Source organism: Patulibacter sp. NPDC049589, from assembly GCF_040675535.1.
Taxonomy (GTDB): domain Bacteria; phylum Actinomycetota; class Thermoleophilia; order Solirubrobacterales; family Solirubrobacteraceae; genus Patulibacter.
In genome coordinates, this window is the sequence record NZ_JBFAPC010000062.1 from 19796 (window position 1) to 31247 (window position 11452).

The window sequence follows — 11452 nt, forward strand, 5'->3', positions numbered from 1 at the left end:
CCACCCATGGCCGACCTCGAGTACACCCGCGAAGACGGGATCGCGACGATCCTGCTGAACCGCCCCGCACGGAAGAACGCCTTCACGCTCGCGATGATCGACGCCTGGCGCGACGCGCTGGTCGAGGCCCGCGCCGACCCCGACGTGCGCGTCGTCGTCGTCCGCGGCGAGGGCGACGCCTTCTGCGGCGGCGTCGACCTCGGTCGCGTCGACAGCGAGATGGGCGACGGGCCGTTGGAGTTCAAGGAGATCCTGCGCGAGCGGATCCAGCGGATCCCGCTGGCGGTCGAGGACCTCGACAAGCCCTACATCGCGGCGATCAGCGGCCCGGCGATCGGCGCCGGCCTCGACATGGCGCTGATGGCCGACATCCGCGTGGGCTCCGCGTCCGCGCTGCTGGGCGAGAGCTACATCAACGTCGGCTTCGTCCCCGGCGGCGGCGGCGCGTATTACCTGCCCCGCATCGTCGGGATCCCGAAGGCGTTCGAGCTGTTCCTCACCGGCGAGTTCATCGGCGGCGAGGAGGCCCACCGCATCGGCCTGCTCAACCAGCTCTACAGCGACGAGGACTACCTCGAGCGCACCTACGCGCTCGCCGGGCGGATCGCGAGCGCCAACCCGGTGTCCGCCCGCATGCTGAAGCGGTCGATCTACCAGTCGGCGAACACGGACCTGCGCACCGCGCTGGACCTCGTCTCGTCGCACATGGGGATCATCCGGTCGACCCCGAAGTCCCGCGAGGACTTCACCGCCACGCGGGCGCGGGTGACCGGCGCGTGAGCACGAGTCCCGCCACGGCGGCGACGGGGGCCGACGAGCTCACCGTCGTCGTCCGCGACCGCGTCGCGTACGTGACGATCGACCGCCCGGCGCGCCGCAACGCGCTGAGCATCGACGTCAACCGCCGCCTGGTCGAGACGTTCGTCGCGCTGGACGAGGACGACGACGTCTGGGCGATCGTCCTCAGCGGGGCGGGCGACCGGGCGTTCTGCTCGGGCGCGGACCTGCAGGAGATGGAGGAGAACCAGCGCCTGCACGGCGTCGGCCCGCGGCGCCCGATGCGGTCGCCCCGCCGCGACGTCCACGAGGTGGTGTTCGAGACCACGAAGCCGACGATCGCCGTGATGAACGGCCCGGCGCTCGGCGCCGGCTTCGAGCTCGCGCTGGCGTGCGACCTGCGCGTCGCGGCCGAGCACGCGTGGGTGTCGCTGCCCGAGGCCAAGCGCGGCCTCGGCTCGAACTTCGGCTCCGTGATGCTGACGCGGCTGCTGCCGCGCGCGCTCGCGCTGGAGCTCCTGTACCTGGGCGAGCCGCTGAGCGCGCAGGACGCGCTGCGCTGGGGGCTCTTCAACCGCGTGGTCCCGGCCGAGGACCTGGAGGCGACGGCCGAGGAGCTCGTCCGCGCGCTCGTCGCCAACGCCCCGCTGTCGGTCCGGCGCTTCAAGAACGTCGCGACCAAGGCGTGGTCGCTGCCCGTCGCGGCGGCGCTGCGCCTGGACCTCGGCCCGGACACGTACGGCAGCGAGGACCGCGTCGAGGGCGTGGCCGCCTTCAACGAGGGCCGCGCCCCGCGGTGGGCCGCGCGATGAGCGCCGCCCCGCCCCACCACCAAGCACACGACCACGGAGCACACGGATGAGACTCGCGACGGCACGGATCGACGGAGCGACGCGCGCGGTGCGCGTCGAGGGGGAGCAGGCGGTGGTCCTGCCCTGGGCCGACGTCGGCGCGCTCCTGGAGAGCGGCGCGGACTGGCGCGAGCGCGCGGCGCAGGAGGCGGGGGAGACCGTCGCGCTCTCCGGCCTCGAGCTGCGCCAGCCGGTGTCGCGCCCGGAGAAGGTCTTCTGCGCCGGCCTGAACTACGGCCGGCACGTCCACGAGACGGGCCGCAAGGTCGCGGAGCACCCGACGATCTTCGCCAAGTTCTGGCGCAGCCTGATCGGGCCGTACGACCCGATCGTGCTGCCCGGCAACTCGGACCGGGTGGACTGGGAGGCCGAGCTCGTGGCGGTCATCGGCACGCCGGTCCGCCACGCCGACGAGGAGACGGCCCTGGCCGCCGTCGCGGGCTACACGATCGCCAACGACGTCTCGATGCGCGACTGGCAGGTGAAGTCCTCGGAGATGCTCGCCGGCAAGGCGTTCGAGGCCGCCACGCCCGTGGGGCCGTTCGTCGTGACCGGCGACGAGATCGGCGACGGCGAGGACCTGCTGCTGCAGGGCTTCGTCGACGACGAGGAGGTGCAGTCCGCGTCCACGGCCGAGGTCGTCTTCTCGACCGCGCAGCTGATCTCGTACATCAGCGGGTTCATCACGCTCGTCCCCGGCGACCTGGTGCTGACCGGCACGCCGTCGGGCATCGGCGCGGTCCGCAAGCCGCCGCGCTTCCTGCAGCCCGGCGAGGAGCTGCGCACCCGCATCGAGGGGATCGGCGAGCTGCGCAACCCGGTCCTCGCGCCGGCCGAGGCGCCGGTCCCGGCGTGACCGGATCGCCCCCCGCGGCGCGCACCGGTCACCCGCCGCTGGACGCGGCGGCGGCCGCCGCCGCGGTGGGCGCGGTCCTGCCCCCGAGCGTCCGGGAGTGGGACGCCGACCAGGCGATCCTCTACCACCTGGGCGTCGGCGCCGGCCACGAGCCGCCCGGCCCGCGGGCGCTGCGCCGGGTCTACGAGCGCGACCTCGAGGTCCTGCCGGGCTTCGCCGCCACCGTCGCCCACCGGACGGGCACGGCGTTCGATGCGATCCCCGGCCTGCGGCTGCAGCGCCGGTTCGCGGTGCACGCGGAGCAGGAGGTCGTCCTGCACCGGCCGATCCCGCCCGCCGCGCGCGCCGAGACGACGGGGCGCGTGACCGAGATCGCCGACACCGGCCGCCACGCGCTGGTCCGCATCGCGACCGAGACGCGGATCGACGGCGAGCCCTGCTTCTCGTGCCGCTTCGGGATCGTCCTGCGTGGCGCCGGGGGCTTCGGGGGGCCGCCGCCCACGCCCGGCGGCGGTCCGCCCCGGGACGCGTCGGCGCGCGAGGACGGGCGCTCGCCCGACCTGCGCCTCGCCGCCGCCGTGTCCGAGCGCCAGGCGCTGCTCTACCGGCTGCTCGGGGACCACAACCCGCTGCACGTCGACCCGGAGCACGCGCGGGGCGTCGGATTCGACGGGCCGATCGTGCACGGGATCTCGACGTTCGGGACCGCGCTGCGCATCCTGGTCGACGACGCGCTGGAGGGCGACACCGGCCGCGTGACGTCCGCCCGGGCGCGGTTCTCCGGCGTCGTGCTGCCCGGCGACGACCTGGCCTTCGACGTCTGGTGGACCGGGGAAGGGGCGACGCTCGAGGTCCGCGCGCCGGCTCGGGACGCGCTCGTCATGAGCGCGTCGGTGGGGCTGCGGTCCGACGTGCCCGGCCCGCCCGCCGATCGGGCTTGACGCGGGCGCGCGGACGGGAGTAGCCTCCTGCCGAAATCAATGAACATAGTAGCTATGAGTTGCAGGCAGTCGGGTGGCGCGGCGTCGCCCCCGACCCGGGGCGGGCCGCCGGTCCGCCCCGAGGACCATCTCTCGGAGAACGGGCAGGGAACAGCATGAGCGAGCAGGCTGCGCAGTCGGAGCTGCACACGGACGTGGTCGTCGTCGGGGCGGGGGCGGCGGGCCTCTCGGCCGCGCTGGGGGCGGCGTCCACCGGGCGCGACGTCGTCGTCCTCGAGGGCGCGCCGGTCATCGGCGGCTGCACCTCCAAGTCCTCCGGCGGGGTGTTCATCCCGAACAACCGCTTCCTCCGCGACCAGGGCGTGGAGGACGGCCGCGAGGACGCGGTGCGGTTCATGTCCCGCGTCGGCTTCCCGCAGGACTACGACGCCGACGCCGAGCGCTTCGGGCTCTCCGAGCTCGACCACGAGCTGATCGTCACCTACTACGACGAGGCCAGCCGGATCGTCGACCTGCTCGAGGACGAGGGAGTCCTGACGCTCGCGCCGATGGGCTCGATCTCGCAGGATCCGCGCGGCTTCCCGAGCTACCACTCGGAGTTCCCGGAGGAGAAGGTCGGCTACGGCCGGACGCTGAACCCGCAGGACTGGGCCGGGGTCGAGGGCTACGGCGTCGAGCTGATCACGCAGCTCGCCCGCGGCGTCCAGCGCCACGGCGTGCGGCTCTTCACCGACCACCAGGTCGTCGAGATCCTCGAGCGGGACGGCGTCGTCACGGGCGTCGAGGTCGACACGCCCAACGGCCGCCGGCGGATCCTCGCGAGCGCCGGTGTGGTCTTCGCGTCCGGCGGCTTCACCCACAACCGCGAGCTCGTCGAGCGGCACCTGCCGGGCTTCGTCCCCGGCGGCGGAGCGGCGGCGAACAGCACCGGCGCGTTCGTCGGGCTGGCCGAGCGGCTCGGCGCGGACTTCGCGAACATGGACAGCGCCTGGTGGGCGCAGCTGCCCGTCGAGATGGCGCTGAAGAGCCGCGAGCAGCCGCAGCTCGTCTTCGTCCCGACCGGCGACAGCATGATCATCGTGAACGCCGAGGGCCGGCGGGTCGTCAACGAGAAGGACGTCTACCACGACCGCGGCAAGATCCACTTCGTCCGCGACGCCGACGGCGGGCAGCCGAACAAGCTGCTGTTCTGGATCTTCGACCAGCCGCTCCTGGACCAGCCGCTGCACCACTCCCGCTGGCCGCTGCCCCCCGCCGGTGAGGAGGCGGACTTCCTGATCCAGGCCCCGACGCTGCAGGAGCTCGAGGTCAGGATCGCCGAGCACCTCGCCGCGATCGCGGGGGAGACCGACGGCTTCGCGCTCAAGCCGTCGTTCGGCGCGAACCTGCCGGGCACGATCGAGCGCTTCAACGGCTTCGCCGAGCGCGGCGTCGACGAGGACTTCCACCGCGGCGGTCGCCCGATCGAGCTCGACTGGGGCGGACCGGGCCGGGTCGGCCACCAGCCGAACATCACGATGTTCCCGATCGCCGACCGGGGCCCGTACTACTGCGTGATCCTCGCGGCCGCCACGCTCGACACCAACGGCGGCCCCCGGGTCGACGTCGAGGGCCGCGTGCTGCGGCCCGGAGGCGAGGCGATCCCGGGGCTCTACGGCGCGGGCAACTGCGTGGCGTCGCCGGCCGGTCACGGCTACTGGTCCGGCGGCGGGACGCTCGGGCCGGCCGTGGTCTTCGGCTGGCGCGCGGGGCGCGCGGCGGCGGGCGGGGAGCTGCCGGCGTCCGCGGCACCGGCCGCCACGGGCGCGACCGCCTGAGCGGGAGCAACCGGGGCGGGAGGCGGGGCTGCCCCGCCCCCGCCTCACGTCCGGGGCGGGCGACGCCCCGCCCGGCGGAGTGTGCCCCCCGGCAGGGCCGCCCCGGGACCCGGGCGTGACGCGCGGTCCGGGGCCCTACGCCCCCGGCCCCGGCAGGTCGATGAAGCCGTAGCCCGAGACGGGCTCGCCGGCCCAGGTCCCCGTGACCTCGAGGCTGCCGGTGTAGAGGATCGGGTTCTCGTGCATCACCCGCTGCGTCAGGTGCAGCTCGGCGTCCAGCACCGGGATCCGCACGGTCCAGCGCTCCGGCGTCGCCGTGCCGGTCTCGGCGTTGATCAGCTCGCCCTCCTGCGACTCGCGCAGCGGCGCGATCGCCGACACGGTGTGCGAGCCGTCGGGGTGCCCCGCGGTCACCCACGCCTTGCCGTTCGGCGTGGTGTCGAAGAGGCTCAGGTTCTCGCCGTTGTCGAGGCAGATGCCGAACCAGATCAGCGGCTCGTCGACGGGCAGCGCGCTCATGAACCACTGGCGGTCGAACCACGCCTCGCCCTGGACCTCGAGGACCTCGCCGTCGACGGTCAGCGTGCCCGCGGTCGGGACGGCCGGGACGGAGTACTGGAAGGTCGTCGTCCCGAACAGCGGGAACGAGCCGACGCCGCAGCTGTAGAGCACGGGCGCGGCGGGCCGCAGCGTCAGGGCGCTCGACGCGCCCGGCGCCTCGGTGGCGACCGTCAGCTCCTCGAGGTCGCCGGCGATCGTCACCCGCGGGCCCCGGATGTCGAGGTGGTCGCCCGCGAAGGTCGTGGCGCCGGGCGCCTCCTGGAACGTCTCGTGCCAGTGGCGCTGCGTCGCGTCCTCGCGGATCGACGTCCAGCCGACCACGCCGGGCTCGGGCTCGGTCGCGTTGACGATGCAGTGGTGGAACCAGAAGACGCGGTCGTCCGCGGTGCGCAGGCGCGCGGCCACCCACCACAGCTCGGCGCCGACGCCGGGCGTCGAGCCCTGGTCGTCCGGGAACGTGATCGTGACTGGGGTCGTCGTCGTGGTCGGCACGGCGTCTCCTCGTTCGGGGCGTCCGTCGGGACCGCCCGGTGCTGGTCGGTGGTCGCGGCGCGGTCGTCCCGGACGCCGCCGGGAAGATCACTGCACACGATAGGCAGCATAGACGCGGGGGATGGAGGCGCGGGAGAGCTTCACGACGGGTGCTTCCGAGCACCGTCGGCCGGAGTGGCAAAACTATGAATATCGTTGACATGGAGTCGGTCGCCGGGATAGCGTGACCCCGCCGTCGGCCCACCGGGCCCCGGCGTCGCACCAGGCACCGGAGGACGGACAGGCATGAGCACCACGACCGTGGCGTTGCAGGCGCTCGCGGGGGCGATCACCGGACGCGTGATCACCGCGGACGCGCCCGACTACGACGAGCAGCGCGCGCAGTACAACGGCATGATCGACCGCTACCCCGTCGCCATCGTGCGGATCGCCGGCGAGGCCGATGCGGCGACGGCGATCGCCTTCGCGCGGGACGCGGGACTGCCGATCGCGATCCGCGCCGGCGGCCACTCGTCGCCCGGCCACGGCGTCGTCGACGACGGCCTCGTGATCGACGTGCGCGACCTGACGGAGATCGTCGTCGATCCCGCGGCGCGCACCGTCCGCTGCGGCGCCGGCGTGGACTGGGGCGCCTTCGACCGCGCGACGCAGGAGCACGGCCTCGCCGTCACGGGCGGCCGCATCTCGACGACCGGCGTCACCGGGCTGACGATCGGCAGCGGCTCGGGCTGGCTCGAGCGCGTGCACGGCCTGACGTCCGACCACCTGATCGGGCTGCGGCTCGTGACCGCGGACGGCGAGACGGTCGTCGCGACCGAGGACGACCACGCCGAGCTGCTGTGGGCGTCCCGCGGGGGCGGGGGCAACTTCGGCGTCATCACGGAGCTGACGTTCCGCCTGCACCCGCTCGGGCCGCAGGTCCTCGGCGGCGCGCGCTTCTACCCGATGGAGCGGGCGGTCGAGGTCGCCAAGGCGTACCGGGACCTGAACGCCACCGCGCCGGCCGAGCTCTGCACCGGGCTGACCTTCCAGGTCGCGCCGCCCGCGCCGTTCCTGCCGACCGCGGTCCACGGCCGCTCGGTCGCCGCCGTCTTCGTGCTCTGGGCCGGCCCGATCGGCCCCGAGGCGGAGGCCGGCGTCGCGCTGCTCGACGCGCTCGGCGAGCCGCTGGCGGACATCGTCGCCCCGATCGGCTACGCCGAGCTGCAGGGGATGACCGACGCGAGCTATCCGTACGGCAACCGCGACTACTTCAAGGGCGGGTTCATCGACGAGCTCTCCGACGGCGCGATCGAGGCGCTCGTCGGGTTCGGCGCGGACCTCAAGGCGCCGCGCAGCAACCTGATCCTGCTGCCGATGGGCGAGCACACCGCCTACGCCCGGGTGGGCGAGGACGTCTCGCCGCTCGGCTACCGCGACGCGCAGTGGAGCTTCCAGGTCCTCTCGCTCTGGGAGGACGCGGCCGAGGACGACCTGCACCGCGACTGGACGCGCCTCGTCGCCGAGACGATGTCCTCGTACAGCTCGATGGTCGCCTTCCCGAACTTCATCGCCGGCCAGGAGGACGAGCTGAGCGCGGCGGAGAAGGCGTTCTCCCCCGGCGCGCTCGCCCGCCTGCGGGCGGTGAAGCGCGCGTACGACCCGGGCAACGTGTTCGCGCGCAACGTCGTGTCGCTCGTCTGAGGACGAACGCGACGCCCGCCGGACCGGGCGCGGCGGAGACCTCTCCTCGCCGTCGCGCCCGGCCTCTCGGCCCCTGCCCGCCTCGGCTCGCCGACCGGTCCTGTCCCGCCCTGGGGACGCCGCGGCGAGAGCGCCGGGACGGTCCTGGTCAGAGCCCCGCGGCCGCCGCCCGCCCGACGTCCGCCACCACCTGCGCGTCGATCGCGCCGACCTCGAGGTCCATGTCCAGCCCGGCGAGCTCCCAGCCGCGACGGAAGTCGTCGACGTGCTTGCGGGTCATCAGCGCCGCGGCCTCGGCGTCGCCGACCTGCATCTCCTCGAGGATGCGGTGGTGGAAGCGCAGCGCGCGGGCGGTGAGCTTCGGGGAGACCATGAAGCCGCCGAGCATCGGCAGCAGCAGGTCGGTGATCGGGGAGCGGGCGATCAGCAGCGCGGGGTTCCCGCTGGCTTCGGCGATCGACAGGTGGAACTCCTGGTCCAGGCGGTTCCACTCCTCGAAGTCGTTCAGGTGGGCCTCCTGGGCGCGGAGGTTCGCGGCGAGCCCGCGCAGCGCGACCGGGTCGGCGCGCTCGGTCGCCAGGCGCGTGACGGCGGGCTCGAAGACGAGCAGCGCCTCGTGCAGGTCGCGGAAGGTCACGCGGCTGCGGCGCAGCGCTCGGTGGACCTCGTCCGCGCTCCGCGCGTCCTCCGGCGCGACGACCAGCACGCGCGGGCTCGGGCGCCGGACGAGCCCGGCCTCCTGCAGCGTGCGCAGCGCCTCGCGCACCGTCGAGCGGCTCACGGACTCCTGCTCCGCCAGGGCGATCTCCGACGGCAGCCGCGCCCCGACGGCCAGCTCGCCGGACTCGATCCGCCGGCGCAGCTCGCCCGCCAGCACCTCGTAGGCGCGGGCGGGCTGGCCGGGTGCGGACGGGGCGCTCATGCGGCCATCATCCCTCCGCGACCATCGCCTCTGCGGTGCGGGCGACGGCCTCGCCCTGCGGCATCAGCACCTGCTCGAGCGTCGGGGTGAACGGCATCGGGACCGACGGCGCGCCGATGCGGCGGACGGGGACGCGCAGCAGGTCGAAGAGCTCCTCGGCTCCGCGGGCCGCGATCTCGGCGCCCGCGCCGAAGTCCTGGACGGCCTCGTGGACGACGAGCAGCCGGCCGGTCCTGGACGCCGACTCCAGCACCGTGGCCATGTCCAGCGGCACCAGCGAGCGCAGGTCGATGACCTCGATCGACGCCGACGACGCCTCCGCCGCGGCCACGCACTCCCGGACCATCTGGCCCCAGGTGACGACGGTGACGTCGTCCCCGCGGACGGCCACGCGCGCCTGCCCGAGCGGCAGCGGGTCGTCGTCGAGGGTGCCCTTCATCGAGTAGAGCCGGCGGTTCTCGACGTAGACGACCGGGTTGGGGTCGGCGGCCGCCTGGACCAGCAGGTCCTTCGCGTCGGTGACGGTGCCGGGGAGGACGACCTTCAGGCCCGGGATGTGGGCGACCATCGCCTCGAGGCTCTGGGAGTGCTGGGCGCCGGCGCTCTTGCCGCTGCCGGTCTGGGTGCGGAAGACGATCGGGATCTCGAGCGCCCCGGCGGTCATGTACCGGAGCTTCGCGGCCTGGTTCATGATCGGGTCCAGGCAGACGCCGAGGAAGTCCATGAACATGATCTCGACGATCGGGCGCAGGCCGGTCATCGCGGCGCCGACGGCCGCGCCGACGTAGCCCATCTCGCTGATCGGGGTGTCGATCACGCGGTCGGTGCCGAAGCGCTCGGCGAGGCCCTTGGTGACGGTGAAGATGCCGCCGCCGACCCCGACGTCGATGCCCATGACGACCGCGGTCGGGTCGTGCTCCAGGACGTCCGCCATGCCCGCGTTGATCGCGTGCATGTAGCGGGTGGTGGTGAGCTCAGGCGCCGAAGACATGCTCGTACGCCTCCTCTCCGGCCGGCAGGTCGGCGGCGCGGGCGGCGGCCACCGCCTGCTCGATCCGCTCGTCCGCGGCGCGCTCGACGGCGTCGAGCTCCTCGCGCGTGGCGAGGCCCTCGGCGACGATCCGGGCGCCGAGGACCACGAGCGGGTCGCGGTCGCGCCAGCGCGTGGCCTCCTCCTCGGTCTTGTAGGGCTGGCCGTCGCCCTCGTAGTGACCGTGCCAGCGGTAGGTCATCGCCTCGATCAGCACCGGCCCCTCGCCGCGCCGGCAACGGTCGACGGCCTCGGTGGTGGCGGCGTGCACGGCGGCGGCGTCGTTGCCGTCGACCGTGACCGCGTGGACCCCGTAGCCGCCGATCGTCCGCTCGGCGACCGAGCCGACGCGCGTCATCGTGCTCGAGTCGGTGAACTCGGCGTAGAGGTTGTTCTCGCAGAGGAAGATCGCCGGCAGGTCCCAGATCGCGGCGAGGTTGACGGCCTCGTGGAACGACCCCTGGTTGACGGCGCCCTCGCCGAAGAAGGCGACCGCGACGCGGTCCTGCTTCAGGAGCTTGCTCGAGAGCGCGGCGCCGACGATCAGCGGGATGCCCGCGCCGACGATGGCGTTGGCGCCGAGGATGCCGATCCGCGGATCGGCGACGTGCATCGAGCCGCCCTTGCCGCGGCCCAGACCGGTGACCTTGCCGAAGAGCTCGGCCATCATCGCATCGACGTCCGCGCCCTTGGCGAGCACGTGGCCGTGGCCGCGGTGGGTGGTGGCGAGGTAGTCGTCCGGGCGCAGCGCCGCCGCGACCCCCGCGGCGACGCCCTCCTGGCCGAGCGAGGTGTGGACGAAGCCGGGGATCTCGCCGTCGCGGTAGAGCGCCGAGACCGCGGTCTCGAACGCGCGGATCAGCGCGACGGTGCCGTGCAGGTCCAGCAGCGGTGCCGCCGCGGGGGCCGCTGCCGCCTCGGACGGGTCGGTGGTGGTCGTGTGGGTCATGCGCGGACTCCTACTGTCGGACCAAAAGAAGAAATGATGGGCATAGATCGCTAAACAGCATGCTACTGTCAGACCATCTTGGTGACCAGTCGACATTCAGAGGGCGGAGCCCACCAGTGATCACCCCCGTCGTCATGCCGCAGCTCGGCCTCGAGGTCACGGAGGGCGTGGTCGTCGAGCTCTTCGTGCAGCCCGGTGCCGTCGTCGCGAAGGACGAGCCCCTGATGGAGCTCGAGACCGACAAGGCGAGCACCGACGTCGTCGCCCCGCGCGACGGGGTCCTGCGCGCGTTCTCGGTCGCCGTCGGCGACGTCGTCCCGGTCGGCGACGTCCTCGCGCTGCTGGCCGACACGGCGGACGAGCCGCTCGACGGCGGGGCCGACGCGGTCGCCCCGGCCGCGGTCGAGGCCGACGAGCGGGTGCTCGCCGGCGTGGGAGCGGTCGCCGACGGCGCGTCCGCCGCGGACTGGCGGTCCGGCGGAGGTGCCGCGCCGGATGGTCCGACCGACGCCCCGTCGGTTCGGGCCGATCTCGAAGTGGACGCCCGAGCAGATGAAGGCGGGGCCGTCGAAC

11 protein-coding genes are annotated in these 11452 nt (G+C 73.8%); 7 read left to right on the forward strand and 4 right to left on the reverse strand.

Annotated elements, in window-relative coordinates; all coding sequences use genetic code 11:
• Positions 1–6: 6 nt before the first annotated feature.
• The 5 genes from AB0L40_RS13435 (at position 7) to AB0L40_RS13455 (ending at position 5242) form a co-directional block, all read left to right on the forward strand.
• Positions 7–780, forward strand: coding sequence for an enoyl-CoA hydratase/isomerase family protein (locus AB0L40_RS13435; RefSeq protein ID WP_364354924.1), 774 nt, complete (start codon positions 7–9; stop codon positions 778–780).
• On the forward strand, positions 777–1589 hold the full coding sequence (locus AB0L40_RS13440) for an enoyl-CoA hydratase-related protein (protein ID WP_364354927.1): 813 nt from the start codon (positions 777–779) through the stop codon (positions 1587–1589). The genes AB0L40_RS13435 and AB0L40_RS13440 overlap by 4 nt, the downstream gene beginning before the upstream one ends.
• Positions 1590–1635: 46 nt before the next feature.
• Positions 1636–2484: a fumarylacetoacetate hydrolase family protein gene (locus tag AB0L40_RS13445; protein WP_364354930.1), complete on the forward strand. Its 849-nt coding sequence runs from the start codon at positions 1636–1638 to the stop codon at positions 2482–2484.
• On the forward strand, positions 2481–3425 hold the full coding sequence (locus AB0L40_RS13450; protein WP_364354933.1) for a MaoC/PaaZ C-terminal domain-containing protein: 945 nt from the start codon (positions 2481–2483) through the stop codon (positions 3423–3425). Before AB0L40_RS13445 ends, AB0L40_RS13450 begins: the two co-directional genes overlap by 4 nt.
• Before the next feature lie 155 nt (positions 3426–3580).
• A complete protein-coding gene (locus tag AB0L40_RS13455) occupies positions 3581–5242 on the forward strand; it encodes an FAD-dependent oxidoreductase (protein WP_364354936.1) in 1662 nt (553 codons plus the stop codon).
• A gap of 135 nt (positions 5243–5377) precedes the next feature.
• Here the strand turns inward: AB0L40_RS13455 and AB0L40_RS13460 are convergent, their stop codons facing one another.
• Positions 5378–6295: a lipocalin-like domain-containing protein gene (locus AB0L40_RS13460; RefSeq protein ID WP_364354939.1), complete on the reverse strand. Its 918-nt coding sequence runs from the start codon at positions 6293–6295 to the stop codon at positions 5378–5380.
• Between the two features lie 285 nt (positions 6296–6580).
• On the opposite strand from AB0L40_RS13460, the gene AB0L40_RS13465 reads away from it, so the two are divergent.
• On the forward strand, positions 6581–7978 hold the full coding sequence (locus AB0L40_RS13465) for an FAD-binding oxidoreductase (protein WP_364354942.1): 1398 nt from the start codon (positions 6581–6583) through the stop codon (positions 7976–7978).
• A 148-nt stretch (positions 7979–8126) separates the two neighbouring features.
• On the opposite strand, the gene AB0L40_RS13470 is transcribed toward AB0L40_RS13465, so the two are convergent.
• Genes AB0L40_RS13470 through AB0L40_RS13480 form a run of 3 tightly spaced genes read right to left on the reverse strand, consistent with a single transcriptional unit; the run spans position 8127 to position 10879 of the window.
• Entirely contained in the window at positions 8127–8900 is a 774-nt protein-coding gene (locus AB0L40_RS13470; RefSeq protein WP_364354945.1) for an FCD domain-containing protein, read from the reverse strand.
• Between the two features lie 7 nt (positions 8901–8907).
• Entirely contained in the window at positions 8908–9891 is a 984-nt protein-coding gene (locus AB0L40_RS13475; protein WP_364354948.1) for a transketolase C-terminal domain-containing protein, read from the reverse strand.
• Positions 9875–10879: a thiamine pyrophosphate-dependent dehydrogenase E1 component subunit alpha gene (locus AB0L40_RS13480; RefSeq protein WP_364354951.1), complete on the reverse strand. Its 1005-nt coding sequence runs from the start codon at positions 10877–10879 to the stop codon at positions 9875–9877. The genes AB0L40_RS13475 and AB0L40_RS13480 overlap by 17 nt, the downstream gene beginning before the upstream one ends.
• Before the next feature lie 116 nt (positions 10880–10995).
• On the opposite strand from AB0L40_RS13480, the gene AB0L40_RS13485 reads away from it, so the two are divergent.
• Positions 10996–11452 (forward strand): biotin/lipoyl-containing protein (locus tag AB0L40_RS13485; RefSeq protein WP_364354954.1); only part of this gene is annotated, 457 nt, incomplete at its 3' end.

Coding starts and splice junctions, on each gene's coding strand:
- AB0L40_RS13455 (WP_364354936.1), top strand. CDS start 3,581: ATGAGCGAGCAGGCTGCGCAGTCGGAGCTGCACACGGACGTGGTCGTC.
- AB0L40_RS13435 (WP_364354924.1), top strand. CDS start 7: ATGGCCGACCTCGAGTACACCCGCGAAGACGGGATCGCGACGATCCTG.
- AB0L40_RS13470 (WP_364354945.1), bottom strand. CDS start 8,900: ATGAGCGCCCCGTCCGCACCCGGCCAGCCCGCCCGCGCCTACGAGGTG.
- AB0L40_RS13465 (WP_364354942.1), top strand. CDS start 6,581: ATGAGCACCACGACCGTGGCGTTGCAGGCGCTCGCGGGGGCGATCACC.
- AB0L40_RS13480 (WP_364354951.1), bottom strand. CDS start 10,879: ATGACCCACACGACCACCACCGACCCGTCCGAGGCGGCAGCGGCCCCC.
- AB0L40_RS13445 (WP_364354930.1), top strand. CDS start 1,636: ATGAGACTCGCGACGGCACGGATCGACGGAGCGACGCGCGCGGTGCGC.
- AB0L40_RS13475 (WP_364354948.1), bottom strand. CDS start 9,891: ATGTCTTCGGCGCCTGAGCTCACCACCACCCGCTACATGCACGCGATC.